This is a genomic window from Paenibacillus sp. 01T431 (assembly GCF_056398625.1).
On sequence record NZ_JBFTPT010000008.1, the window covers coordinates 88,674 to 114,095 of the forward strand.

Below are 25,422 nucleotides of genomic sequence, written 5' to 3' on the forward strand. Positions count from 1 at the left end.
AGCGCAACAGCTGTGAAGGTCCTGCTTCTTTCAAAATAGAAGGAAATATTTCATCTACTTAGCTTATATTTGCCCAACAACGCTGCTTCCGTTTGCTGAGGACGTTGATGGCTTTTTTCCATATTCTTTCGATTATCCGTGCATCAATTTGTTCAATTCCGTAAATTCCTCTAAATAACCGTTTCTCTCCAGTTCCATCAATGCCTTCCGAATGCTGACCTCATCCTCGCCAGATTGATCTGATAGTGCTAAGAGTTCAGGCAATGTAATGTTTTTATGCTCCTTGCAATACGTGAGCAGCCCTTTGGCTGCCCAAGATAAGCGATCATCCTGGAATTCACCGATCATTTTACGGAACAATTTATGTGGGATTAGCTGCTCGTCAACTAAGGCTTGCATCGCTTTTATTGCAAGTTTTGTCGTCATACGGCCTTTTTTGGCAACCTCGTCTAAGGTGAGCGATGCGGAATCCGCCGTGCTTGAGCTGAGTACGATATAAATCATTTGCGAATAAATATCCAAGCTTTGGTTATAAAAGATTTCGGTGGAAACTGTGAAGTTTCTAACGTTTCCCGGTGTAATTTCTGTTGTCATGTTCTTTCTCTCCCTTCCGAATGGTCTATACCATAATAAAGGTTCGGATACGGGGTTTCAAATGGGGCCTCATTAGAAAAAGTTAATCGCAGCCGCTTAACCGCGAAGAAGCATAATTTTCATCCGGGCAAGGTCATCTTTCTTCTTCTCTTTCCGGATTGTAGCGGTATTTTTCCAAATCAATTCGACCGTCCTCGCTCGCTGCAACACCTTCCTCTTTTAAATAAAAGATCTGCATGTAACGAGCTTCCTCCTCTTGAATCGATATCTCCCCTTTTGCATTAACAACTCTGTGCCAGGGAAGATTATAAATGCCGCTCATCGAATGCAGAACTCGGACAACCTGCCTTGCCCCCCTGCGATTGCCAGCCAGTTCTGCGACTTGACCATACGTCATTACGGTGCCTTCCGGAATCGCCTTAATGATGGATACAACTCTTTGCGTATAGGGCTGCATATTAGAACTCCTTTATGTATGTTTTTAATCATTGTTTTTTATTATCATAACTGAATTGCGCTTCATGTCAGCAATATTCCAAATCTTTTTACCGAAAGCAATAAATTTCTTTTTAACTTTTGGTGAAAACGATGTAGAATAGAAACAAAGGGTTTAATCCGATTACGTCATACGCGCATTCACATCCTTCTGCCTCACGCAGAAATAAGACTGTTACGTCTGCATAAACATTTTTCGAGTAACTATGTGAAAAGTGTAACAATCTTTCAGGATGCATCTTATCTTTAGCGGCTGACACAATTGAGACTACAACTTACTTTCAAATTTACGTAAAGGAGGACATTCTATTATGTCACAACCATCTGCTGGACAAGAGGTTGCAGCTAGCCTCGTCGAAGAAAAACAAACGTTGGATGTACTTGATCAATTGATGAAGCCGGAGGTTCAAGAGTCTCTAACTGTACTCGTGGACAGCCTGCCTAAATTAGCTGAAATGGTTACTCTAATGACCAAAGCTTATGATTTTGCACAAAACATCGCTACAGACAAAGTGTTGATCAACGATTTCGCTCAAGGTATCGGTGAATTCGTTAAACCGGTTCAAGAGAAAGCAAAAGGTATCGCAACAGCAGCTATTGAAGCTGGCGAGCGCTCGCAAGAAGCGGCTAACTCTTCTGTTGGCCTATTCGCTATGTTGAAAATGCTTAAAGATCCGGAAGTTCAAAAAACGCTTCGTTTCGCGCAAGCTTTCCTAAGTGTTTTGTCTGAACGCAAAAACGATAAAGTATAATACACCGAATACGTATAGAACGAACGGAGGATGAACATGTCGAAGCAAATACTAATTCTTGGTGGCGGTTATGGCGGTCTTCTTACTGCTCTAACAGCACGCAAACATTTGACTGCAGCAGAAGCTAGCATCACAATCGTAAACCGTTTTCCAACTCACCAAATCATTACTGAGCTGCACAGACTTGCTGGTGACACAATTGCTGAGCAAGCAGTTGCTCTACCGCTTAGCAAGCTTCTAGGCGACAAACAAGTTAACATCATCGTTGACTCGGTTAAAGAAATTAAACCTAACGAGAAGCAAGTGGTTCTTGAAAGCGGACAAGTGCAAAAGTACGACACTCTTGTTGTAGCACTTGGAAGTGAAACAAACTACTTCGGCATTCCAGGATTGGAAGAGAACAGCCTTGTTCTTAAATCCGTTGCTGATGCTAACAAAATCCGCAAGCATGTTGAAGATCGTCTTGACGCTTACAAAAAATCAGGCAACAAAGCTGACGCAACAATCGTTGTTGGCGGCGGCGGCTTGACTGGCGTTGAGCTTGTTGGCGAATTCGCTGACAGACTTCCTGAGATTTGCCGCAGCAAAGGCATCGACTTCAATGATATTTCGCTGTATTGCGTAGAAGCCGGCCCTGCCGTTCTGCCAATCTTCCCGAAAGTATTGATCGATCGCGCTGTAACAAGCCTTGAGAAACGTGGCGTTAACTTCATCACTAGCGTAGCGATTACAGAAGCTACAAAAAGCTCCGTATCGCTTAAAGACGGTCGTACGATTGAATCCAGCACAATCATTTGGACTGGCGGCGTTAAAGGTAATCCAGTTGTCGGCAGCAGCGGTCTTGCAGAAGACCGTGGTCGTTCACTTGTTACACCAACGCTTCAATCAACTTCACACGCTGATGTATTCCTTGCTGGCGACTGCGCAGTTGTATTCCCAGAAGGCAGCGAACGTCCTTACCCTCCAACAGCTCAGCTTGCTTGGCAAATGGGCGAAACGGTAGGCTACAACCTAGCGGTTCAAATCAAAGGCGGCGTTATGGATAAGTTTGTACCTGTATTCTCCGGAACACTGGGCAGCCTTGGCCGTAAAGATGGCGTGGGCACAATCGGCGGCAACGCGACACAGCTTAAGGGCTTGCCTGCTTCCCTTATGAAGGAAGCAAGTAACGTTCGTTACCTGTCACATATTCACGGTTTGTTCGCACTAGCTTACTAATATACACAAACAAAAAGAAGGAGGGCAGCTGCCCTCCTTCTTTTTGTTTTACCCATCAGCTAATCTTACTTCTGCAATGCCTGCCATTCTTTAAATTGCTTCTGATATTCAGCGACAACCTTGTCTAATCCAGCAGCCTTTAAGCTTTGAAGAGCTGCCGGGAAGTATTTATCGTAGGATACCACGCCCATTTTAATTGGAATGATCTTCGATTTCACTTCGGATAGCACATTCGCATATTCAACAGCAATCGGCTCCGTATTTAGGCGGAAACCAAGAACAGGTGAGAATTCAACTGGATTCGATGGCTCTGTCGTTTGCATTTTCAAATAATCTTCCGGCGTCTTCACATCAAACAACATGTAGTTAATGTTGCCGATCATCCATGAATCAAAATAATACGATTCATCATTCGCGTCACGAATAAATTCTGCCGTACGCTCGCCTACCGCTTTGTAGTGCGTGCCTTCTTCCCCATATAGGAATAGGTTGTGATTATCCTTATTGCTGTACAGCCAGTTCAAGAACATAATAGCTGCTTCTGGGTGCTTCGATGTAATTGGAACTGCATTAGTATTTCCGAATGCCAAGTATTGAAGCAGCGGTTTCTCTTCTGCCAAATAACCCTCACCTACTTTTGCTTCTGGATTATTTCTTGCAATTGCGATCGAAGAGTACAAAGCGCCGTTCGTGCTGTAAATAAAATCGCCCAGTGTCATAGCTTTGTCGCGCTCTTCCTTCTTATACGTCAAAATATCAGGGTTAATCAGCTTTTTCTCATACAGCTGGCGGAAAAACTCTGCATCCTTTTTGAATTCTTCACTCTCGAGCCACGAGCTTATATTGCCCGCTTGATCGACCTTAATGATTTGTTCGCGGTAATCTACAAAAAATGGCCATGAATCGTACGTACGGTGTAAAAATACTGGCGTAACATCCGTTTCCGTTTGAATATATAATTTCTTGTCGGAAGCTTGCTGCATCTTCTCAGCCGTTGCGATAAGCTCGTCCGACGTTTTTGGGAAAGGCATGCCTACTTTATCGAGCAAATCTTGGCGGAAGCCAAGCGTGCCCATCTCACCGCTGCCTGAGGTCTCATAGCGCCATACAGCCGGAACGGAATAGATTTTACCATCGATCTTTGCGGCATCCCATGCGTAGTCAGGAATGATTTTTTTCAGCTCTGGACCATACTTGTCAATGAGCTCATCCAGCGGCTGAAGCGCGCCTCGCCCAACATAGGAGCCAGTAGGCACGGAGCTGTTCTCCATAACATGCAGCATGTCAAACTCGTCACCTGTGCTCAGCATTAGGTTGGTTTTCTGATCCCAAGCATCCCAAGGGATAAAATTTATTTCCAGCTTAACGTTAACACCGTCAGCCTTCAGCTTTTCATTTACTTTTTGGACAACATCATCGGTATGAGGTTTGGCTGTACCCGGAATCACGTATTTCAGCGGTAATACTTCAGCATTATCCCCTTCGTTTCCACTGGCGTTGCCGTTTGAACCCGCTTTGTCTCCCGCATTACTGCAAGCCATCATAAGAACGAGCATCATAACAATAACCAAGCTTGCCGGAATAAAGCGCATCTTCCTGTTGTTCATCTTGATTAACCCCTCTCTGAATCTTTAATTATATATGGCCCTAAGGCGACATATCTATCCTTTGACTGCTCCAACGATAAGACCCTTGATAATAAAGCGCTGCAGGAACGGGTAAAGCAGTACGATAGGACCAATGGTTATGATAGCTACCGCCATTTTGAATGACTCGGTTGGAATCGTTATGTTGGAAGTGACCAAGCCCTGCATCTGGTTCACCATATTGATCTCGGATTGCAGCTTATACAATAAATATTGCAAAGGGTACAAGCTTTCTTTGTCGACCAGCATGATCGCGTTGAACCAATTGTTCCAATAACCTAATCCGTAAAATAGTGCTACCGTAGCGAGAACGGGCAACGATAATGGAAATACGATGCGAAACGCGATATAAGCATCGCTAGCTCCGTCAATTCTTGCGCTCTCTAGTAGAGCTTCAGGCAGCTCCTGCATGAAATTGCGAACGAGAAACAAATTAAAGGGACTGAATATTAGCGTCGGTACGATAAGGGCAAGCAGATTGTTTTTGAATCCTAAAAGGTCATTCATCATGTACCAAGGCACAAGGCCTGCGTTAAAGAGCATCGTGATGAAGAAAAACAACGCAATTGGATTGCGGTAACGAACCTGTCGATTGGCAAGCATATAACCGGCCATTCCTGTGATGACGACTGCCGCTAAAGTACCAATAACCGTTACGCCGATGGAAACCCCATAGCTTTGCAGCAGCTGATCATTACTGCCGAATACCGATTTGTAGGCTTCTAGTGAAAAGTGATCCGGTATAAAGCTGTAGCCTTTTCTTAGGATAGACTCCTCATCCGAGAAAGACACGATGAGAACGAGCAGGATGGGAAGCGTACAAAGCAGTGCGAACAACAATACAAAAATCGTATTAACGATTTGAAATACATCTATTTTTTTCAAGCACATTCCCTCCTTTCCTTAGAACATCGCGCTATCTTTATTGAATTTCTTCACAATCCAGTTGGCAGATAGAACAAGCACAAATCCAACGACGGATTGATACAATCCAATAGCCATGGCGATCGCAGGATTGCCCGATGTACGAAGCGTTCGGAACGTATACGTATCGATAACATCCGTTGTCGAATAAAGCATCCCATTGTCGCCGATAATGGCGTAGATCATTCCGAAATCGGAGTAAAAGATTTTGCCGATCGCAAGCAGCGTTAGAATTGATACCGTCGGCATCAACATTGGAATCGTAATGGATTTAATTTGCTGCCAGCGATTGGCTCCGTCGATTTTTGCAGCCTCATACAAGGAGTCATCAATTGCAGTAATCGCTGCTAAATAGATGACGGCGGACATGCCTGTCTCTTTCCAGATGCTGAGCCCGACCAAAATCCATGTCCATGGCTTAGGATCGGAATACCAATTGTGCGGATCAAAACCAAACGTCTCCAGCATGTTGTTGATAAGGCCATGCTCGGTTGCAAACAAGCTGTAGACGATGTAGCTGACGATAATCCACGATAAGAAATGCGGGAACAACAGCGTCGACTGCGATACTCGCTTAAATACGCGTGAGCGAATTTCATTCAATAGAATAGAGAATGCAAGCGCGACAATCGTCCCAAATAAAATAGATAAAAAGTTCAGCTTAATCGTGTTCCAAGTGACCATCGCAGCAGCCGTTGAGTTGAAGAAAAACTCGAAGTTTTTCCATCCTACCCAGTCGCTCTCGAAGATGCCCTTTGTATAATTAAACTTTTGAAAAGCGATAACCATATAAGGCAGCGTCATATAACCGTATACGAATGTGTAAAGCATCGCCGGCAAGACGAGCAAATATGAAACCTTGTTCCGCTTAATGTCGGTAAAAAAAGTGTATCGCTTTTGCCGTTGACCTTTAGCCTTGCTCACAGCAGCATCTCCCTTCATGATGATTTGTTTGTTTTCGGTGATTTCAGTATGCGCCGCGGCAAGTGCCGCTGAATAGTTAAAATCTTGATAAACCCTTTAAAATCAAGGCTTTTCGGGACTATAAAAATCAGTTAAACCTTCAATTTTTGCTAATATAGCGAAAGAACGTTGCATTAAAGATGGATGTATTTTAAAGTTTTCTAAATAAACGATGTAAGCGATTCATTTATTAACGGAGTAAGGAGACAGGCCCGATGAAATGGAAGCAATTATTTAATTATTCCGTTTACCGCAAGATGTTGATTTATTACATCCTACTCGTCGCACTCGCTGTTCTAGCTGTCAGCAGCACCTTATACTTTTTCTTTGCTTCCAAAACGGAAGAGACGATTAGCAAAAACGTCATTTCCATGCTGCAGCAAACGAGCTATACCTCCAGCATCGTTCATGAGCAAATTGAAACGATAGGCAACCATTTGTTAAGCAATAATCGCATCATTACCGTACTGATGAATAAAGAACATGATTATGTACAGGATCGTGACGCGATGGATATTCTTCTGGATATCCAGTCCACTTATCCGTTCATTAAATACATTGGCATTTACAACGATCATACGAAGCGGTATCTGAACACGGCGGGGACAACCTATGTGTTAAATGATTTGGAGAAGGAGCGAATTACGGATATCAATCACTTGCAGTATATGGAGCTGTTCGCAAACCAGCTTCGTATGCCAAACGCTCCAAGCACAAGCAAGCCGGAACATGTGCTCACTGCGATTTTGCGTCCAAACTATGCGCTTACCTCTGCATACAAAGGAGCTATCACCATCCATGTGGATGAGCAGTATATTTTGAATACGATCAAAGCGATTAGCAGCGCTAACGATGATGTATTTGTCATGAATGCAGACGGGCTTGTATTATCCCATACCGATGCGAACCAGTTCATGCAAAGCTTCGCATCGATGCCCCATATCGAACGCATTCTGAATTCGTCCATGAATGCCGGACATTTCAAGGCTAAAGTGAACGGATCGAAACAGCTGGTCACCTTTGTGAAATCAAACCAGCTTAATTGGTATTTTGTCAGTGTTAAGCCTTACCGACTGCTTATTTCGGATATTTCCGTATTGCGAACCTTTACCGGCTTGATTGCTATGGTCATTATTGCGCTTGGTGCATTAACGGCTTTCTTTGCCACAAATAAGCTCTATAATCCGCTTGGCCGTCTAATTAAGAAAGTGCATGAAGTCACGGGCAACAAAAAACCGCTCACTGAGCAAAATCAAAATGAATTTGCACTGCTCTCAGAGGCCTTCTCCAACGTCATTGATCAAGCCAATATGGTTGAACTGGAGCAGAAGCAGTCTTTGCCGGTGCTAAAGAAAACCTATCTTCAACATTTATTGCATGGAACGCTGCATGACTTATCGGCGACACATATGATCCAATCCGCGATTAATGAGCATTTTACCAGCTCGAATTATGTCGTTATCGTCGCGCAAATCGATCGATTTACGGAGTTTGCGCAGCATAACAATCAGACAAAACAGGGACTTTTCCGCTTCTCTGTCAGTAATATTACGAATGAGCTGCTTCAGAAACATGCGAAAAACGAAACGATCGTCGTAGATGAGCAAACACTAGCTATTTTGTTGTTTCTGGATTCGCCATCCGTGCCCGAGCATATCTTATTAACCCTTGGCGAAATTCAAGAAGTCATCTATAACTATTTCAAATTTACGGTTACGTTCAGCCTAGGCGAAACGGTTAATGACAAATATGAAATTGATCGTTCCTTCGAATCGGCACAGGAATACGCCAAGTATCGTTTCTTCTACGGACATCAGGCTATTATTCATGAAGCTATGGTTGTTAAGGTCATGCAGCAAGCAAGTGTGTACCCTGCAGCAGCTGAGAAGAAGCTATGCGAGGAGCTTCGTTTAAACCACAATGACAAGGTCAATCAAGCACTTGATCAATTTATGAAGCAGCTGAGCGAGATGAGCTACTATCAAGCCATCTCTAGCGCAAATCAGCTTTTGAACGCCCTTTTGCGTGATTTTGACGGCGCGTTGCCCATTATGCAGGAATATTCCAAAGAATATTACGATACGGTTAACCAATTGCAGAAGAAGGAAACGCTTCAAGAGGTTCACTCGCTGCTTCGTCACTTCTGTACCCTTATCGGCCTCATGATGGACAAGAAGCAAACGACCAAAACAGATACGTTGATTGAATCGGTTTGCGCTTATTTGCAGAAGCATTATCATGAGTCTGATCTGGGCATTGAAACGATAGCAGAGACCGTACAGTTATCTCCCGGCTACCTCGGCAAGCTGTTCCGCACCCATACGCAGCTGTCGTTTAATGATTATTTAAAGAAGATTCGGCTGGAGGAAGCTACGCGGCTTCTTACGACAACAAATGATTCCATTGCGGTCATCAGCGAGAGTGTCGGCGTGCTCAACACAACCTATTTCTTCACGCTGTTCAAAAAAACATATGGCATTTCACCTGCGCAGTACCGTGAACAACATACAAAATAAACACAAAAAAGGCTGTTTGCACGAGAAGGGTACACCCTTCCTGCAAACAGCCCTTTGGTTATCGATGATATTAGCGTTTAAGCACTTCACGAATTTCAGAGAAATAAGATTCTACCGCTTCAAGGTGATTGCCGAGTATTCTGCTGAATACCTCAGAATCATACGTTTTCCCGGCATAATAGGAGGATCGGAATCTTAACTCGCCATCCTCATCATCCAGCTCGAAGCTGCCACTTAGCAGGTCCATGTTCTCGTTCAATAATAACAAGGCAAGCTCTTGGCGCTGATGCTCAGGGACGAGCTCCGGATAGACGGAATAAACCGCGCAATAATCCTGAACCTCCTCGATCCGAATGAGACCAACCCAGCTTTCGCCTCTACTAGTAAATATAAGCTTGTACAGTTGATCGTCTATCACCTCATATTTCAGTTCATTGTCCGTTAGAAATGATGTGATATGCTCATTCAAAGCCCCATTTGCAATAGAAGGCTCTTCGGGTACTGAATTTCCTTGATCCATTTCTGCAGCCCACGCCGTCCTGAATCCCATCTTTAAGACGCCTTCATCCTTCAATGCTTCAGGCAAAACAACGCTTTGCTTTAATTCCAGCGCGAGCCAGCACTCGGCATGATTTAAGCTCAGCAGCTTGCTCGTTGGCTCCGTACTTGAGCGCACACTGTCAAATATAGCCTCTGCATCGAATCCATGCTGTGCAACCAGCTTCGTCAAGCTTGGCCTTAGCGCGACATGAACTTCCACGGGCTGATTCTCATCCATAACCGCGCTGCTGCCTGTCCTCATGCTGGCGAATAAGTTAAACCACTCGTTCTCCATAATATCTTGATAAGTTTGGCCGCTAACCTCGATCATCATCTGACAAGAAAGCGACTCCTCGAAGCTTTGAAAATTAATTTTTCGCAAGACAGCAGGCGCTAACTCTCCCGTCAGCGTATGGAAATTTATCGGCAGCTCTGTAGTAATGCTTGTATCTCCCGTATACTTATGTTGTTTGGACATGACTACGATCACTCCTAGCAAATGTTAACCTATTTCGTGCCCTGCCAATTCTCCTGAAATGGATCCCGATCCACTCGCATCCTGCTCATATTGCAGTTTTCCAAGCCGCTTGGACTTCTCTACCGCTACATTCACGATGCCCGCTTCCACTTCGAATGACTTCGTTTGCGTAACTTCCAATGCAATTTCCCAGCCTTTGGACTTATTATCTTTATCCCACTTTTTGCTAAACCCGATACTCAAATCTAGCGAGCTTGCGAGCGCTATTTTGTTGCCTTGTTCAATCGCGCTAGCACTTGAATCCCCTGATAGCCAACCGCGAATCGTATCATTGACGGTTTCGTCGCCTTGGATTTTTGAGGCAAGGCTTTTGCCGGCTGCTTCAAACTGCGGAACTACAAATAACAGATCCGTCCCAGTATCCAGAGCTGATCCTGCACCCTTCGCCACCATGTCCTTATCCTTTTTCACTTTGCTAGTAATGAGGCCAACGAGATTTTTGGCCGAGCCTGCTACCGGTGTCGCTACTTTAGATGCAATCTTGACCCATTCGCCCGCATCTTCACCGAATTGGAATGGAATAGAGCCGCTAGCTGTAATTTCGAGCGATCTCAAATTATTATTGATGACGGAACCTGCGGCTTCGAGTCCAAAACCGATGTCGTTGCCGCCCAGCTTCACCTTCGCTTCGGCAGAGGCCTCCATAACATGTACATTCATACCTCTGCGGAGGGTTGCTGCCTTTTCCTTCAGCTTCGTCAGATCCGTTGCTCCACCAAATCCGTTAGGCGATTGTTTCTCAAGAGCTTCTTTGTCAAAGCGGCCTAAGAACTTGTAGCCAAGGGCTGCTCCCATTTCGGCTACCCCAGCATTCGCTTCAACCTCTCCTTTAAAGGTCAAGCCAATATCAACATGATTGCCTGCTTTTTGCAGCTCTTTTTCCTCGATCATAGCTGCCCATATTTCTGCTTCTTCGACCTCGGCCATACCGGACTTACCTCCCATACCCCAGAGATAATCCGCTGCCCTATCGGAAATGTTTCTTATTTGCCTGTACATACCGTACGAGGTTAAATTCATGACACCGGCTGAATCCGTTCCTATACTCTCTAGGAAGAAGCCCGCACGGAAATTGGCGTCGAAACCAAACGACTGGAAGCCAGCTCCGAAAGTAATTTCAGCGGCCATCGTTAATTCTTTATCTTCCCTGCCTACCGAGCCTGCCAGTCCGAACAGAACATAGACGCCGCTAGCATGAACGGGTATTTTCAAATCAAAGCTGAACGAGCTGGAGTCGCCAATATTCGGCGCGGCAAGATCAAGCACCTTGCCTATGACGAAGAGCCCTTTGTTTAGCGTAGGAGCCTCTACTGTTTTTTTAATGGCTTTGCCGGCTATATCATCCGCCGTAACCTGCTCCTTCGTTTTCTCAGCAAGTGCCGCAAGCTGCGCAGCATCCGGCTTCGAGCCTGGCACCTTTTTATCGCCTTTCGTAATGCTTCGAACAGCGTTCACCGCTTCGGTTTGTTTGCTCTTCAGCAGTTCAATCGCTTTCTTCTCAGCACCAACTAAAGCAGCTTCATTTACTTTTACACCCGTAGCGTTTGTACGTGCTACGCCATATGCTGAGGTTTGTGCTGCTTCTTTCAGCAGCTTCTTAATATCCCCTTCAGGCAGCACTCTTTTCGTGATATTGACTGCCTCAGTGGTCATAGCTGCATCGACAGAGCCCTTGGAGGTTGCATGTGCTTCCTTCTTTGCCATCATGCCGGTAAACTTCTTATCGAGCTGCGTTTTGCCCGATGTTAGTGCATTCGTGTCCAATTGATTGTCAATATCCGTTCTCGACTGCTCTCGCGCAGCATCTTTCATCTTCTGACGAAAAGCATTAAGTTCTTTGGATCTTCGCCAAGCGCCTCGTCCTACGCCGAGCTTCATAACGACAGCTTCCTTGATGGGTTCATACAGCTTATTTGTATAAACCGTATTAATAACAGCTGGCTGAACAAGCGTACTATCCATTTGATGCCGATTTTCCACTTCTGCCTTACCCAAATCGCCAACGTCTACACTGCTATCGAGAAATGCTGCACTTTGCTTAACCTTGTCCACAGCATCTTTTTTAATCTGTGCAAGAGATACATTAGACAACCGTTCAGCCTCAGCAGTTGCCTCCCTCGTCGCCTGTGCGTTCGCAGCTAACACTTGTTTAGCTAAAGGAACCTCAGGCCTTGCCTCCGTCTTGTTATAGCCTTCAATGAACTTATTCGCCAGCAGGCTCTTTTGGCTCGATGGAAGCTTGCTCACGACAGTATCGCTCGCATATTTCTTTAACGTATCGGATACGATGCCTTTGGCAGCTACATGTTCTGCAGCATAAAGCTTTTCATCTGCCTTCTCATGAGCCTCTGCTACACCATTCTGATCGATATTCGCTTCTACCGCCGTCTTGGCTTTAGCCTGCAGACTGGCTCTTAGCGATGCTGTTTGTTTATCACTATTTAAGAACGTATGTATATGCTGACTCGTTTGCTGAATAAGCCCATCAAAGAGCTGCTGTGGTTTGACAGTGACCTGCGCATCACGATCTGCTTTGAGCTCATCCTTTCGCACATCTTTAGGTGACTTCTGAGGGGCAGTCGCAGCTCCGCCTACTTGTGCACTCGTAGACTGATTGCCTGCCGTCTGCTGCAATTGCAGGAGCTGCCCAGGATTCACAGCCGGTGATTGAGGTGATTGCTGTGGCTGCGCAGGCGCAGTGCTTTGCGCTGGAGGAGCTGGTTTTGGTTTAGCAACGGTTGGATTCGAGCTTCGTGAGAAAAAAGGCATGGACGGCCCACCTCTATATAGTCTTATATACTAAACGGATATGATGAAAATAAATGGAACATATTACTATTATACACTAGGGTTACTAGACTTAAAGAACTGTTTTACGTAAAAAAACACCACAAGGAATGATCAAACCTCCCTTAGTGGTGTTTTGTATTATTAGGTAATACTTTGAATTACTTAGTCATGCATAACATAACTAAGTAATTCTCTATATTACCACTTTTCCATTAACTCCATGCTTCAATATCATCATCATCAATTTCTTCCTCTACAACCGGAGAAGCTTTTGGGTCAGGAATGGGAGCAGTGACAGCGGCGCTAACTTCGGCGATCGCTGCTGACAATTGTTCCTCCCCTGTTAATGGAGAACTGATTTCGCTGCCTTGCTGCAAGGCCGATGAGCCTTGCAATCGACTTCTCTCCATCGGAACAAAAGCTTGCAAATTCCGAACGCCGTTTACGGCGATCTCATTTTCAACCAAATATCGAAGAGAATCCATGAGATTCGATTGTGAATTCAACCAAAGCATAATTAAGGGATCCTCTGATTTCTTGGTTTTCAAGCTTATATTTTCACCGGGCAGTTTTGTTTTCTTCATACCTCTCACCTACCAGAATCCGTTAGATTATACCTCAACCTGATGAACAAGCTTATGCAGGCTGAACCGCTTTATTTTTTAATGCCTCATAGATTTTGCCACGCACAAATGCATCAAGACCCATTGCATTCAGCTGCACTGCGTACTCAGCAGGAATATAAAGCAGCTGCATCTCTCTTTCCGTACACAGCTCTTTCAGCTGTCCGTAGAGTACTGAGCGCATAAGTATGCTTCCGCCGCCGTAAACGCAAATCAGATCGATTTCATTGCGTGCTTTGGTCAGCTGTTTTTTGACATGCTGCACGATTTGTCTAACCTGGCTCTCAAGCGGTCTTCTTAATGTCTTAAGCGCACGTGCATGGTATTTATGATTAGGATTTTTGATGACATCGCTGAAAAATTGACGCGGGCTGTCCGCCAAATGAATGAGTCGGTTAAACTCCTGCAGCGCTTCTTCAATCGCATAACCGGCGCCATGATGGCTGCCATGCACGAATTGACGCAGAAACTTATTACCCTCCGTAATCGGATATTCCGTAGAGCCGTCTCCGATATCCACATGAAGAATGCGTTTGTCTTTGAAATAACTGCCGTTGAACTTCTTATCTACTTCATAGGATTCAAGGAAATCTCCAAAGATTTCGCCCTCTCTCCAGCCGCCTGCTGTATCCTTCTGCAGCGTGAAAATAACCGGAGTGGCTTCTGGAACGACCTTCGCAAACGGGAACACGATTTTTACAGCTACGCGCTGCATGCCCAAATGAACCGTCACATGGTGCAAGCCAGACGTAAATCGTTTCTCAAACTTAGCAGAGGTCTCATCCGTGTGCTGCGTAACCGGAAGCGCCGTTGCCATATCTACTTCCACATCGATTTGTGCAGGTATTTTTTTCTCTTCCTCGTACGCCTTCTGAACAGCCATCGCCGCAATTTGGGCAAGCGTATTGATAACCGGCAAATCCATATCGCTCTTCAGATCAATTCCGATTTGCAGATTGTCCAACACTTCTCCGCTCTCTAAAGCGAACTTCCCGACATAGTACATCCCTGGTCTTGCTGATGGCGAATCGATGGTTACGACCAGCTGATCCTGCAAATTCTTAATAAAGCTCTCTGGTGTTTGCTCTTCGCTCCATGGAAGCTCGTCCACCGTACAATTTACATTAGGCTGCTGAACCAGCTTGCCGTCAATGATAAGATCATGCTCACTGTTTCCGTTATCGTTACCTACAAAGAAATGATAGTTCATAATGGCTTTCCTCCTAGAAAAGGTTTTTGGAAACTTGTACAGCTTCCAAAGATTATGTTTTTTTGTTGCAACTGTCATGGTAATACTTTGCCATACAAAGTATTAGTTTACATCAAGCTATAGTCCCAATGCCCGTTAATCTTTTCTCATCTGTTTCTGTCGCAATATGTTTGTATCGATCGGTTCTTTAACGATGCTGTCGTTTCTGCCCTTTTTCGTCAAAAAAAGCTAACCCGCTTCAGGCGGATTAGCTGTGATGAAATGATCTATAGGATAATGAATTATGCTCTGATTTCGAGAAGCTCGTATTTAATAACACCCATAGGAGCACTTACGTTAATGATGCTGCCTACCGTCTGACCAAGCAGCTCTTTGCCCAGTGGACTCTCGTAGGAAATTTTGTTCTCCGCAACATCTGCTTCCTCAGTACCTACGATTTTGTACTCGATCTTCTCAGAAAATTCGATATCGTTTAAAATGACGGTTAAACCGATGCTTACTTTTGATAGGTCTAAGGTCTTCGCTTCGATCACGCGAGCCTTCTTCAGCATTTTATCTAAAATAAGAATTCTCGTTTCCATGAAGGACTGATCATTTTTGGCTGAGTGATATTCGCTGTTTTCCTTTAAGTCGCCATAACTGATCGCGAGTTTAATCCGCGCAGCCAATTCCTTGCGCTTCACATATTTTAGATCATCCAGCTCAGCTTGCAGCTGCTCTAAGCCTTCTTGCGTCAAAATTACTTCGTCTTTCGACATTTAAACAACTCCTATCTGCTATCTTGTTTTAATTTTACTCTATATCCCGAAAATAAGCGAAATTCCACGACCTTCTTTTTTATACCAATCGCTGTAATCATTTTGAAATATCAATAAATCCTTCGCCAAATACGTCCCGCACATCATGAATCGTAATAAACGCATTTTTGTCGCATGCCTTCACAATTTTTTTCAACTGACTCAGTTCCTGCTTGCTAATGACGATATATAAAATTTCCTGCGGCGTTTTTGTATAATGCCCGCGGCCATAAATAACGGTAACTCCTCTATCCATGACCACATTAACCTGCTCAGCAATTTTGCCTTGCTCCTTGGAAATAATGGTGACTGCTTTTTTCGGATTAACCCCTTCAATGATGAAGTCCATCACCTTGGTACCGATGTATAACATGACAATAGTAAGCATCAGCGCCTCGGCACCGATAATGAAATAAGAGGAGAACGCGACGATTAAGTCAAAAAACAACAAGGCATAGCTAATGTTCCAGTCCAAATACTTATTCGCAATACGTGCCAAAATCGTTGTTCCTGCAGTCGTGCCTCCAACGCGGATAATGAGCCCAATTCCCGCTCCGCCAAACAAGCCGCCAAACAACGCATTTACGATTAATTCATCGGATTGAATACTCCAGTTTGCTGTTAAATGGAGAAATAAAGAATGGAAAAGCACCGCTGCGATCGTATAAATTACCGTCTGCCTATCCAGAAAACGGTAGCCTACAATGAGCAGGAAGGAGTTGAAAATTAAGCTCATTAACCATGGTGCCCATCCGAAAACATAATATAAAATAATCGTTATCCCGGTAACCCCGCCTTCGCCAAACTCGTTCGGAATAACAAATAAGTTGATTGCTAATGCAAAAATAAGTGCGCCAACCATAATTGTAATGACATCCATTATTCTCTTCTTCATATGCATACACCCTTCTTATCTAAAAATATATGATCGTAGTATGTCCATCTTATCCGAAATTGTAAATATTCAGAAAAAATGGCTGGATAAACAAATAAAAAGAACACCTCTTTTAGAAGGTGTTCTCATATTATTCACATGATTATCTTTTAAAAGCAGCAGCTGCAAAGGTATGATACGCTTCTAGAGGGACGCTGCTGCTGCGCTTTCTTGTCCCAATTTCTGCTCTTTGGATTTTTTGATCTGTTTGCTCCGCAGCTGTCCGCAAGCGGCATCAATATCCGTACCATGCTCAAGGCGAACGCTGCAGCTGATACCCTGTTTCTTAAGCGTATCATAGAAAGCTCGCACCGTTTCGCGATCCGTTCGTTGGTATTGACTATGCTCATCCACCGGATTGTAGGGAATGAGGTTTACATTCGCCAGGTTACCTCTATGACCAATAAGCTGTGCAAGCTCTATTGCATGCTCTCTTTGGTCATTAACGTCCTTCAGCAAAATATATTCAAGCGTAATTCTCCGATTCGTTTTCTCCAAATAATAATCGATGGATTGCATCAATTTCGCAATCGGAATCGCTTTGTTTATTTTCATAATACGTGTTCTGAGCTCATCATTCGGTGCATGCAAGGAAACGGCAAGGTTAACCTGTAGGTCCGAATCGGCGAATTCCACGATTTTGTTCGCTAAGCCGCTCGTTGATACGGTAATATGTCTAGCAGCGATCGCAAGCCCCTTCTGGCTCTTGATTACACCGATAAAGTCTGTCATGTTCTCAAAATTATCGAATGGCTCGCCGATGCCCATGACAACGACGTGACTGACATACTCGCCCTTCTGCGCCTGATCCAAATGAAGCTGAACCTTCATAATCTGCTCCACGATCTCTCCGCCCGTTAAATCACGGCTCTTTGCAAGCAGACCGCTCGCACAGAAGCTGCAGCCAATATTACAGCCCACTTGTGTCGTCACACAAACCGATAAGCCGAATTTATGTCTCATCAATACCGTCTCTATTAAATTGCCATCATGCAGCTTGAACAAAAATTTATTCGTTCCGTCCGCTGATTCCTGCCTCGTATGCTCGGTAAGCGTTTGAATGACAAAATGCTCGGAAAGCAGCTGAATGATCTCTTGCTTCACATCCGTCATATCCTCAAAAGCCGTTACACGCTTCCGATAAAGCCAATCCCAAACCTGTGATGCCCGAAACTTTGTATACTCTCGTTCTTTCAGCCATTCTGTCAGCTGATCAAACGTTAATCCATATATAGATGCTTTAGTCATAACTAATCCTCTTTTCAAAACTGCTAAAAAGCAGCCCTATTCTAGCTAGTAGGCCGAAACAAACAATCTGCTTATTATTGTCCCAAAATTACCTCATTAAAACAAGGGGGGAAAGCGCCCAATTATTATGTTAATGCCCCTCCCTTGGCCTATATGTTACATTTCTTTTAAAAGTACCGTCTTCCTATTTTAAAATAGACCCATTAGGAGGTGCCGAATTGCCGTTCACCTTTGCTCATCCGCTATATATTGCACCTTTAAAAGCGGCAAAGCCTGCTTATTTTAGCTTAACTGGTCTTATTCTCGGGAGTATGTCTCCTGACTTTGAATATTTTATTGCGCTTGAGCCTTATCAGACGATTGGCCATTCCTTTGGCGGGTTGATCTATCAAGCCATACCGCTGAGCATTATGCTCGCTTATTTGTTTCATTATGTTGTAAAAATACCCTTAGCCATAAACCTGCCTACGCTTGGGAGTTTAGATCGTAAAGCCTACAGCCTCGCCCATGGATGGAAACTTAACACGGTGCAGAGCTGGCTGGTGTTCCTCGTTTCCGTCATCATTGGCTTTTATTCACATCTTTTAATCGATGCATGCACGCACTATTCAGGCAATTTCGTTACTACATTCCCTGTTCTTCGTGAAACAATTGCCGGAATACCGCTATACAAATGGTTTCAGCGATCGTTATCCATCGTCGGTCTAATTATAGAAGCAATGCTGTTATACCGCTTTATAAATAAAGCTAAAATGGAATCCGCTTATACAGGCGCTACCACAAAACTCAAAATGGTATATTGGGCAATTGTTTTATTTTGTACATTGCTGACTTTAGCGTTAAAGCTTATCCTCACGTCCAGCTCCAACTATATCGGGATAGCTGTTGTAGCTCCGATTTCAGGGTTTATGCTCGGCATTCTCCTGGCCAGCATCGTTCATCGTCTGTATAGGAGAAAATGAGTCTATCCCAATTTAGCATGAGCTCTCCTGATAAGGGCTTATTTTTTTTGTAAATAGAACCGCTATCGCATGACCTAATGCCGTAAATGATTTTTGCCATATTGGTGTAACATTCAAACTTTATGCTTGTTCTTATTCATCGTTCAGATAAACGGGAGGAACAAGCTTTGAAAAATAAAACGATCGTCGTTACCGGAGGAACAGGGTCTTGGGGGCGGGAGCTCGTAAAGCGGCTGTTAGAGAGAGAACCTAAGGAAACCCGTATTTTTTCCCGAAATGAAGCGCTTCAAGTCGAAATGATGCACGAATTTCATCATCATCCCAAGTTAACCTTCATTATTGGAGATATACGCGATAAATATGAACTCATGCAGGCGTGCCAACAGGCGGATTATATTTATCACTTAGCTGCCTTAAAACATGTGCCAATCTGTGAGCAGCAGCCGGACAGTGCCATGAAAACGAATGTAATTGGCACGCAAAATGTCATTCAAGCCGCGATCAAAAATGGAGTGGAGAAGGTCATTTACGTCTCAACCGATAAGGCCTCCCATCCATCGAGCACCTACGGCATGACCAAAGCCATCGGCGAGAAGCTCATCGTCCATGCTAATTTAAGAGAGGGCAAGACCAAATTTGTATGTGTGCGCAGCGGCAACGTGCTCGGATCGACAGGCAGCGTGGTGCCTATTTTTAAACAACAAATTGAGCAGGGATTGCAGATTAACCTAACCGATAAAAGAATGACTCGTTTCTTCTTAGCGTTGGAAGAAGCCGTATCGCTGCTGCTCAAAGCAACGGATGAGAGCAGCGGTGGTGAGGTTTACGTCATGAGAATGCAAGGCTGCCGCATACAGGACCTCGCTGAGGTATTAATTGAGGAGCTGGCGGCATCCGACATTCCAATCTGCGAGACAGGCGCTCGCCTTGGTGAGCGTATGTGTGAATCGTTGATTTCCGAACTCGAAAGCATGAGCTCCATTCATTTGGATGAGGACTATTATGTCATTTTGCCTCCATTCCCAATCGATGGATTACATGAAACTTACGCCGGTCGTACACCCGTGCAATTCGATCATTACCATTCGGATCATGTACTGATGAGCAAACCTGAAATAAAAGAAATGCTGAAAAATGGCGGGTTTTTGTCATGAGAAAAACAATCGTATTGACTGGTGGAGGCACTGCGGGTCATGTATCAGGCAATCTTGTACTCATCCCGCTGTGTTTGGAACAAAATTGGGATGTTCATTATATTGGGTCAGAGCAAGGTATCGAGAGAAAGCTAGTTTCTGACTACGAAGAGGTGACGTACCACCCCATTTCAACCGGTAAGCTGAGACGATATTGGGCATGGGAAAATGTAATCGATGGATTCCGAGTTGTTCGCGGCATTTTCCAAGCTTACCGGCTCATCAAAAAACGGAAGCCACGTGTTGTTTTTTCAAAAGGTGGATTCGTGGCGGTCCCCGTTGTACTCGCAGCAAGGCTTAATAAGGTGCCTGTCGTTATTTATGAACCCGATCTGAATATGGGGCTTGCTAATAAAATTTCCTACCCGTTTGCATCAACGATGTGTACGGCCTTCCGGGAGACGGGAGCAGATTATCGCGATTCAAAAGCCGTATATACAGGTCCAATTTTGAAGCAAAATTTAAAGTCCGATAACGTTCAGCGTGCGCTCCATGCTTGCGGCTTTACTTCCGATAAGCCCGTTCTTCTTATTATGGGCGGCAGCCTAGGGGCAGACAGCATTAACCAAATGGTGAAAACAACAAGGCATGAGCTGCTTGCCACCTTTCAAATCGTTCATATTTGCGGCAAAGGCAAGGTTGATCATACCCTCTCGATGGCTGGCTATAGAGCATTTGAATTTGTTAGCAAGGAGCTTGCGGATTTACTTGCGATGGCGGATGTTGTCATTTCGCGTGCGGGCTCCAACTCGATTATGGAGCTGCTTGCGCTGCATAAGCCAATGCTGCTTATTCCGCATACGAGAGGCGGAAGCCGCACGGGGCAGCTTATGAATGCACAATATTTTGAGCAGGCCGGTTTTGCCAAGCTGCTCCTTCAAGAGCAAATGACCGCTCAAAGCTTTGTTAAGGCGGTTTTGCAGCTGTATGAGCACCGATTCGTATACGCCGAGCATATGAGCAGCTTTGAAAATGGGAAAGGTGCCTCTAAAATCATGGAGCTGATTAAAGAGGCCGGGAACCGAGAAGAGCTGATCAACGAGACAGGTTTATAATAAGATGAAAATAGCTGCTTGCTTGGTTGTCTTATTTTTTCTCATTGTCGTTGTCGTATTTAGTTATGGTTTTCTTACGGCCGCTTGACCTGAGGCTCCGCTGGTATGAAACAAAAACAAGATGTACAGCTTATTCTAATAACAGGTATCATATTCCTTACGTATTCTATCTCTCTACATTGTTGGGAAGGAGCCTTTAATGAATATATTAATTGCCGATGATGAGCCCTTTATGCTCAAGATTTTAAAAGCGTATTTTGAGAAAGAAGCCTTTCATACCTTCCTAGCACAGGATGGAGAGGAGGCGCTGAACATTTTCTATTCAAACAACATCCATTTAGCAGTATTAGATTGGATGATGCCTAAAGTAAATGGTATTGAGGTATGCAAAGAAATCAAAAAACAAAGCAAAACGAAGGTATTGATGCTGACGGCAAAAGGGGAAGACGAGGATGAGCTCATCGCCCTTCAATCTGGAGCAGATGAGTATGTCAGCAAACCGTTTGACCCGCGTATATTGATTTTGCGAGTAAAGAAGCTGCTTCATATGGACAATCAAATTTCGATAGGAGATATAAAAGTAGATATCGATAGTCAAAAAATTTTTAGAGATGAGACCGACCTGCAGGCTACGAATAAAGAGTTTCACTTAATGAAGTATCTCATTGAAAACAGAGGGATCATCGTTTCACGGAAAGCTCTGCTCGATCGTATTTGGGGGTTCGATTATTTTGGCGAAGAACGAACTGTCGATACACATATCCGCAGGCTTAGAGCAAAGATCGGCGATCATTTGATCAGAACACATAGAGGAATGGGCTACAGCCTGGAAGAACCGCATGAATAAGCTAAACAAAAAGTTGATTGGGCGCATTTTATTCGTGTTCTGTATCGTCGTTATTTTCTCAATTGTGATGAATTCGTTTTTCTTGCCCAAATATCTTTTGTACAAAAAAAAGCATGCCCTTGCAGCTATAACTGAGCAGCTTGATGCCATGGATACAAAGCAGTTATCGCGCAATATGGAGGCTCTTGAGAACAAATACGATGTTACCATTGTAAACACACCAGTCACAGCAAATTTGAATGCGCTAAATGAAACAATTATAGGTCTTTTAAATAAAAAAGGCATTACGCTGAGCAAGTTTTGGATCACGAATGAAAGCCTTGAGAAGCTTAACGAATATCAAATGGTCAGAAAAATTTACAATCAAGAGAAGCTGAAATCCAGCTTTCTCGTTACCTTTATGAAAAAAGATGAGATCGTTTTTGTAGTCGGTGAATCGATATCCCACTCGGCAGAAACATTAACCATCGTTAATCAATTTACCCTCTATACTTATGCAGGCGAGCTGCTGCTGCTGATCATCCTGTCAGCGCTTTTTACAAGAAGCATCGTTCGACCGCTTGCCAAAATACAAGATGCAGCTGAAGGCATTTCAAGCTTATCGTTTACCAAGGTTCATATTCGTACGGGCGATGAAATTGAAGCCTTAGCAGAGAGCATCAATCAAATGAGTGATAAATTAGAGCATGCCCATCATGAGCTGGAAGCAAGAAATGAGAATTTACGGCAGTTTATAGCCAACATTTCGCATGAACTGAAGACCCCGCTATCCTTAATAAAGGCTTATTCTTCAGGAATAAAAGACGGAATGGACGACGGTACCTATATTGATGTTATCCAGCAGCAAACCGATGACATTGCGATGCTGGTGGGCAAGCTGCTTGAGCTCTCTAAGCTGCAAACCGACCTATATCGGATGAACACCTTTGATTTCAAACAGCTGCTCCATCGAACCTTGCAAAAATATCGTTTTTCCATTCAACAGGAAGTTATTCAGCTATCTGTAGATGACAGCTTGCTAAACCAGCACCATATATTCGCTGATGAGCAGAAGATAGAGATGGTTTTGAACAATTTCATTTCCAATGCAATGAAATATTCAACCAATCAACAAATTCGTATTACTGCTCTGAATAAAGATGATTTTTTACATTTCTCGATCACGAATGGGATTGAAAATGATGAGCAGCGACAATGGGATTTGATATGGGAACCCTTTTACGTAATGGAGAGCTCCCGCAACAAACAGCTTAGCGGAACGGGCTTAGGCTTATCGATCGCGAGAACGATTTTGCAAAAGCATGAAGCACCGTTTGGCTTTCATATCGAAAACGAGGAAATTACATTTTATTTCTCGTTGCCTATAGATACGAGTAAGAATTAAAGGCACTGCGACAACCCTGTTGCGGTGCCTTATTTTTTTGTCACATTGGCGTAACAAAAAAGGACTATGATTGCACTTACAGATCATCATTGGAAGACATCAAAAAGGAAAAATGGAGGCATTATGCAATCAACTYCAGCACCTATGAGTAGACGGACGTTTTTGAAGAAGAGCTTGCATTTAACTTTGGGGCTGATGGGAACCGCTGGTTTATCCGGCGTATATTCGCATCTAGTTGAGCCGTATTGGATTGAGGTTAAACAGGTGAAGGTTGCCATCCCAAAACTGCCTCCCTCCTTCAACTCCTTTCGCATCGTTCATTTCAGTGACCTGCATCTCGGCTTTCATTCTAAACCTGAACTGCTGACTGAGCTTGCAGAGCAAGTTAGGCGGGCAAAACCAGACCTTATTTGCTTTACAGGTGATTTGCTCGATCAATCCACCGCGTATATGCCGGAAGCCATAACCTTCCTCTCGAAGCTCTCGAAGCTGCAAGCGCCCTTTGGGCAATATGCCGTTCTAGGCAATCACGATGCCTTCGGCACTCGAAGAGCAGTTACCAGAGGGCTATCAAAAGCTGGATTCCATGTGCTCGATAACCAGCATGTCGCGTTAACAAAGGGCTCAGCGCAGCTCTATATTGCCGGGGTCGATGATCCGATGGTTGGACACCCAAATATCGATCAGGCTTTGCAAGGCATTCCGGACGGTTCCAGTACCATTCTGCTCGCGCATGAGCCGGATTTTGCTGATGAGTATGCCCGTTATCCGGTCGACCTGCAATTGTCAGGCCATAGTCATGGCGGACAAGTACGTATTCCTTTAGTCGGGGCACTGTATACACCTCCCTACGGGAGCAAATATACTGCCGGTTTGTATCAGGTACCGAAAAGCAAATTGCAAGTATACACCACTCGCGGGATAGGAATGACACGCATTCCCGTTCGTTTTCATTGCCGGCCAGAGCTTACCGTTCTTACGTTAAAGGCACAATAAAGAGAATTGGATACTAGCACCAATTCAACATGGAAATAATACGATGGAGTATGCAGCATGACATTAGCCTAGGAAGGTGTGACGGTTATGACTGGAATCATCAAAAACTTCTATGTGAACGGAAATACAGCTCGCGGCTTGACCAGCCTGTTCGACTCGTCTTTGCAAGATTTGGAGCGCTTATTTATTTTGAAAGAAGGACCTGCTTTAGAAAGATCAAACCTCATTCGTTCTATCGCTGACGACATCGCGCAGGGTGGCTATGACATTTGGCTGCTGCACTCCCCCTTCGACAATGGCTCGCTAGATGGACTCATCGTTCCCGCACTCCAGCTCGGTCTCGTTGACGGAACACCGCCGCGCTTTATTGATCCCGCTTTGCTAGGAGCATCCGTTCAATACATTCATCTCGGCGAGGCCGCAGATGCAGCAGAGCTGCAAGCGCTAAAGCCAGAGATCGAGATTTTAAGTACACAAATTACGCAGGCGTACGATCAAGCTTATGCTGGCTTTGCTGAGGCGCTTCGTATTCATGACGACTGGGAGACCGTCTATATTCAGAACATGAATTTCCAAGCAGCCGATGAGCTGACAGCCTCGTACATCGATACATTCTATGGCGATAGCAGGCTGGAGAAAACAAGTCGTGTTGATCACCGTTTTTTGGGCGCTGCTACAGCTAAGGGCTCATTCGATTTTGTCCCGAATCTGACGGATGGTCTAAAACGATATTTCGTTAAAGGCAGAGCTGGTTCAGGCAAATCCACCATGCTCAAAAAAATAGCTGCAGCCGGGGTCGATCGCGGACTGGATGTTGAGATTTATCATTGCGGCTTCGATCCGAACAGCTTAGATATGGTCATCGTTCGTGAGCTTGGCTTCGCAATTTTCGACAGTACAGCGCCACATGAGTACTTTCCCGATCGTTCAGGTGATGAAATTATCGATATGTATGCCAGCTGCATTACACCTGGAACAGATGAAGCGCATTCAGATACCATTACCGAAATAAAAAACCGTTACGCTGCGCAGATCAAAACATCGGTTCAGCAGCTAGCTCTAGCCAAGACATTGCAAGATGAATGGGAGCAATTGTATACGCAAGCTGTTGATTACGAACAACTTGAACAAATCAAAAATGAAGCGAAGCAAGCAATCGGCAATATTTTGGCCGCTGCCGCTCGTTAACATACATGT

22 protein-coding genes are annotated in these 25,422 nt (G+C 44.3%); 10 read left to right on the forward strand and 12 right to left on the reverse strand.

The genetic code is table 11. The annotated features are described in order from the left end of the window. Positions 1-132 precede the first annotated feature (132 nt). Both AC1DM9_RS16185 and AC1DM9_RS16190 read right to left on the reverse strand, forming a co-directional pair. Entirely contained in the window at positions 133-594 is a 462-nt protein-coding gene (locus AC1DM9_RS16185; protein ID WP_441878385.1) for a hypothetical protein, read from the reverse strand. A gap of 133 nt (positions 595-727) precedes the next feature. Continuing rightward, on the reverse strand, positions 728-1,051 hold the full coding sequence (locus AC1DM9_RS16190) for an MGMT family protein (protein ID WP_339205605.1): 324 nt from the start codon (positions 1,049-1,051) through the stop codon (positions 728-730). 349 nt (positions 1,052-1,400) lie between these two features. Here AC1DM9_RS16190 and AC1DM9_RS16195 point away from each other — a divergent pair, with 349 nt between their 5' ends. Then, positions 1,401-1,841 (forward strand): DUF1641 domain-containing protein, encoded by a 441-nt coding sequence (locus tag AC1DM9_RS16195; RefSeq protein WP_054025638.1) that lies wholly within the window; start codon positions 1,401-1,403, stop codon positions 1,839-1,841. 36 nt (positions 1,842-1,877) lie between these two features. Beyond that, positions 1,878-3,059 carry an NAD(P)/FAD-dependent oxidoreductase gene (locus AC1DM9_RS16200; protein ID WP_076266432.1) on the forward strand — a complete coding sequence of 394 codons (1,182 nt, stop codon included), beginning with the start codon at positions 1,878-1,880 and terminating at the stop codon, positions 3,057-3,059. A gap of 65 nt (positions 3,060-3,124) precedes the next feature. On the opposite strand, the gene AC1DM9_RS16205 is transcribed toward AC1DM9_RS16200, so the two are convergent. The 3 genes from AC1DM9_RS16205 to AC1DM9_RS16215 are packed head-to-tail and all read right to left on the reverse strand — an operon-like array spanning position 3,125 to position 6,553. Next, the gene (locus tag AC1DM9_RS16205) at positions 3,125-4,666 is read right to left on the reverse strand and encodes an extracellular solute-binding protein (protein WP_441878378.1); all 1,542 of its coding nucleotides are present in this window, start codon (positions 4,664-4,666) and stop codon (positions 3,125-3,127) included. A 54-nt stretch (positions 4,667-4,720) separates the two neighbouring features. After that, complete coding sequence (locus tag AC1DM9_RS16210; RefSeq protein ID WP_441878376.1) at positions 4,721-5,590, reverse strand: carbohydrate ABC transporter permease; 870 nt, start codon at positions 5,588-5,590, stop codon at positions 4,721-4,723. Between the two features lie 18 nt (positions 5,591-5,608). Next, the gene (locus tag AC1DM9_RS16215; protein ID WP_477509529.1) at positions 5,609-6,553 is read right to left on the reverse strand and encodes an ABC transporter permease; all 945 of its coding nucleotides are present in this window, start codon (positions 6,551-6,553) and stop codon (positions 5,609-5,611) included. A 254-nt stretch (positions 6,554-6,807) separates the two neighbouring features. Here AC1DM9_RS16215 and AC1DM9_RS16220 point away from each other — a divergent pair, with 254 nt between their 5' ends. Beyond that, complete coding sequence (locus AC1DM9_RS16220; protein ID WP_477581028.1) at positions 6,808-9,108, forward strand: helix-turn-helix domain-containing protein; 2,301 nt, start codon at positions 6,808-6,810, stop codon at positions 9,106-9,108. Positions 9,109-9,178: 70 nt separating this feature from the next. On the opposite strand, the gene AC1DM9_RS16225 is transcribed toward AC1DM9_RS16220, so the two are convergent. The 7 genes from AC1DM9_RS16225 to rlmN all read right to left on the reverse strand — a co-directional run bounded on the left by AC1DM9_RS16225 (position 9,179) and on the right by rlmN (position 17,788). Then, on the reverse strand, positions 9,179-10,126 hold the full coding sequence (locus AC1DM9_RS16225; protein ID WP_441878370.1) for a YbjN domain-containing protein: 948 nt from the start codon (positions 10,124-10,126) through the stop codon (positions 9,179-9,181). A gap of 24 nt (positions 10,127-10,150) precedes the next feature. Continuing rightward, the gene (locus AC1DM9_RS16230; protein WP_477581030.1) at positions 10,151-12,955 is read right to left on the reverse strand and encodes a hypothetical protein; all 2,805 of its coding nucleotides are present in this window, start codon (positions 12,953-12,955) and stop codon (positions 10,151-10,153) included. Positions 12,956-13,188: 233 nt separating this feature from the next. Continuing rightward, positions 13,189-13,560 (reverse strand): hypothetical protein, encoded by a 372-nt coding sequence (locus AC1DM9_RS16235; protein ID WP_076266438.1) that lies wholly within the window; start codon positions 13,558-13,560, stop codon positions 13,189-13,191. A 52-nt stretch (positions 13,561-13,612) separates the two neighbouring features. After that, the gene (locus tag AC1DM9_RS16240; protein ID WP_441878364.1) at positions 13,613-14,809 is read right to left on the reverse strand and encodes a ParM/StbA family protein; all 1,197 of its coding nucleotides are present in this window, start codon (positions 14,807-14,809) and stop codon (positions 13,613-13,615) included. A 281-nt stretch (positions 14,810-15,090) separates the two neighbouring features. After that, positions 15,091-15,567, reverse strand: coding sequence for a transcription elongation factor GreA (gene greA, locus AC1DM9_RS16245; RefSeq protein ID WP_076266440.1), 477 nt, complete (start codon positions 15,565-15,567; stop codon positions 15,091-15,093). 97 nt (positions 15,568-15,664) lie between these two features. Next, positions 15,665-16,501: a YitT family protein gene (locus AC1DM9_RS16250; protein ID WP_441878362.1), complete on the reverse strand. Its 837-nt coding sequence runs from the start codon at positions 16,499-16,501 to the stop codon at positions 15,665-15,667. A gap of 183 nt (positions 16,502-16,684) precedes the next feature. Then, entirely contained in the window at positions 16,685-17,788 is a 1,104-nt protein-coding gene (rlmN, locus tag AC1DM9_RS16255; protein WP_477581033.1) for a dual-specificity RNA methyltransferase RlmN, read from the reverse strand. 218 nt (positions 17,789-18,006) lie between these two features. Between rlmN and AC1DM9_RS16260 the strand changes: the two genes are divergently transcribed. The 7 genes from AC1DM9_RS16260 to AC1DM9_RS16290 all read left to right on the forward strand — a co-directional run bounded on the left by AC1DM9_RS16260 (position 18,007) and on the right by AC1DM9_RS16290 (position 25,413). After that, a complete protein-coding gene (locus tag AC1DM9_RS16260; protein ID WP_477581035.1) occupies positions 18,007-18,750 on the forward strand; it encodes a DUF4184 family protein in 744 nt (247 codons plus the stop codon). 167 nt (positions 18,751-18,917) lie between these two features. Further along, complete coding sequence (locus tag AC1DM9_RS16265) at positions 18,918-19,904, forward strand: SDR family NAD(P)-dependent oxidoreductase (RefSeq protein WP_477581037.1); 987 nt, start codon at positions 18,918-18,920, stop codon at positions 19,902-19,904. Further along, positions 19,901-20,998, forward strand: coding sequence for an undecaprenyldiphospho-muramoylpentapeptide beta-N-acetylglucosaminyltransferase (locus tag AC1DM9_RS16270; protein WP_477581039.1), 1,098 nt, complete (start codon positions 19,901-19,903; stop codon positions 20,996-20,998). The genes AC1DM9_RS16265 and AC1DM9_RS16270 overlap by 4 nt, the downstream gene beginning before the upstream one ends. A gap of 199 nt (positions 20,999-21,197) precedes the next feature. Further along, positions 21,198-21,845 carry a response regulator transcription factor gene (locus tag AC1DM9_RS16275; protein ID WP_477581041.1) on the forward strand — a complete coding sequence of 216 codons (648 nt, stop codon included), beginning with the start codon at positions 21,198-21,200 and terminating at the stop codon, positions 21,843-21,845. After that, complete coding sequence (locus AC1DM9_RS16280) at positions 21,838-23,229, forward strand: sensor histidine kinase (RefSeq protein ID WP_477581043.1); 1,392 nt, start codon at positions 21,838-21,840, stop codon at positions 23,227-23,229. Before AC1DM9_RS16275 ends, AC1DM9_RS16280 begins: the two co-directional genes overlap by 8 nt. Positions 23,230-23,373: 144 nt before the next feature. After that, entirely contained in the window at positions 23,374-24,225 is an 852-nt protein-coding gene (locus AC1DM9_RS16285; RefSeq protein ID WP_477581045.1) for a metallophosphoesterase, read from the forward strand. A gap of 87 nt (positions 24,226-24,312) precedes the next feature. Next, on the forward strand, positions 24,313-25,413 hold the full coding sequence (locus AC1DM9_RS16290; RefSeq protein ID WP_477581047.1) for a PRK06851 family protein: 1,101 nt from the start codon (positions 24,313-24,315) through the stop codon (positions 25,411-25,413). The last annotated feature ends 9 nt before the right edge of the window (positions 25,414-25,422 follow it).

Excerpts from the sequence above, each read along its gene's own strand:
- AC1DM9_RS16290 (WP_477581047.1), top strand. The coding sequence starts at position 24,313 with ATGACTGGAATCATCAAAAACTTCTATGTGAACGGAAATACAGCTCGC.
- AC1DM9_RS16250 (WP_441878362.1), bottom strand. The coding sequence starts at position 16,501 with ATGAAGAAGAGAATAATGGATGTCATTACAATTATGGTTGGCGCACTT.
- AC1DM9_RS16185 (WP_441878385.1), bottom strand. The coding sequence starts at position 594 with ATGACAACAGAAATTACACCGGGAAACGTTAGAAACTTCACAGTTTCC.
- greA (WP_076266440.1), bottom strand. The coding sequence starts at position 15,567 with ATGTCGAAAGACGAAGTAATTTTGACGCAAGAAGGCTTAGAGCAGCTG.
- AC1DM9_RS16195 (WP_054025638.1), top strand. The coding sequence starts at position 1,401 with ATGTCACAACCATCTGCTGGACAAGAGGTTGCAGCTAGCCTCGTCGAA.
- AC1DM9_RS16200 (WP_076266432.1), top strand. The coding sequence starts at position 1,878 with ATGTCGAAGCAAATACTAATTCTTGGTGGCGGTTATGGCGGTCTTCTT.
- AC1DM9_RS16235 (WP_076266438.1), bottom strand. The coding sequence starts at position 13,560 with ATGAAGAAAACAAAACTGCCCGGTGAAAATATAAGCTTGAAAACCAAG.
- AC1DM9_RS16240 (WP_441878364.1), bottom strand. The coding sequence starts at position 14,809 with ATGAACTATCATTTCTTTGTAGGTAACGATAACGGAAACAGTGAGCAT.
- AC1DM9_RS16190 (WP_339205605.1), bottom strand. The coding sequence starts at position 1,051 with ATGCAGCCCTATACGCAAAGAGTTGTATCCATCATTAAGGCGATTCCG.
- AC1DM9_RS16280 (WP_477581043.1), top strand. The coding sequence starts at position 21,838 with ATGAATAAGCTAAACAAAAAGTTGATTGGGCGCATTTTATTCGTGTTC.
- AC1DM9_RS16230 (WP_477581030.1), bottom strand. The coding sequence starts at position 12,955 with ATGCCTTTTTTCTCACGAAGCTCGAATCCAACCGTTGCTAAACCAAAA.
- rlmN (WP_477581033.1), bottom strand. The coding sequence starts at position 17,788 with ATGACTAAAGCATCTATATATGGATTAACGTTTGATCAGCTGACAGAA.
- AC1DM9_RS16275 (WP_477581041.1), top strand. The coding sequence starts at position 21,198 with ATGAATATATTAATTGCCGATGATGAGCCCTTTATGCTCAAGATTTTA.
- AC1DM9_RS16225 (WP_441878370.1), bottom strand. The coding sequence starts at position 10,126 with ATGTCCAAACAACATAAGTATACGGGAGATACAAGCATTACTACAGAG.
- AC1DM9_RS16270 (WP_477581039.1), top strand. The coding sequence starts at position 19,901 with ATGAGAAAAACAATCGTATTGACTGGTGGAGGCACTGCGGGTCATGTA.
- AC1DM9_RS16220 (WP_477581028.1), top strand. The coding sequence starts at position 6,808 with ATGAAATGGAAGCAATTATTTAATTATTCCGTTTACCGCAAGATGTTG.
- AC1DM9_RS16205 (WP_441878378.1), bottom strand. The coding sequence starts at position 4,666 with ATGAACAACAGGAAGATGCGCTTTATTCCGGCAAGCTTGGTTATTGTT.
- AC1DM9_RS16285 (WP_477581045.1), top strand. The coding sequence starts at position 23,374 with ATGAGTAGACGGACGTTTTTGAAGAAGAGCTTGCATTTAACTTTGGGG.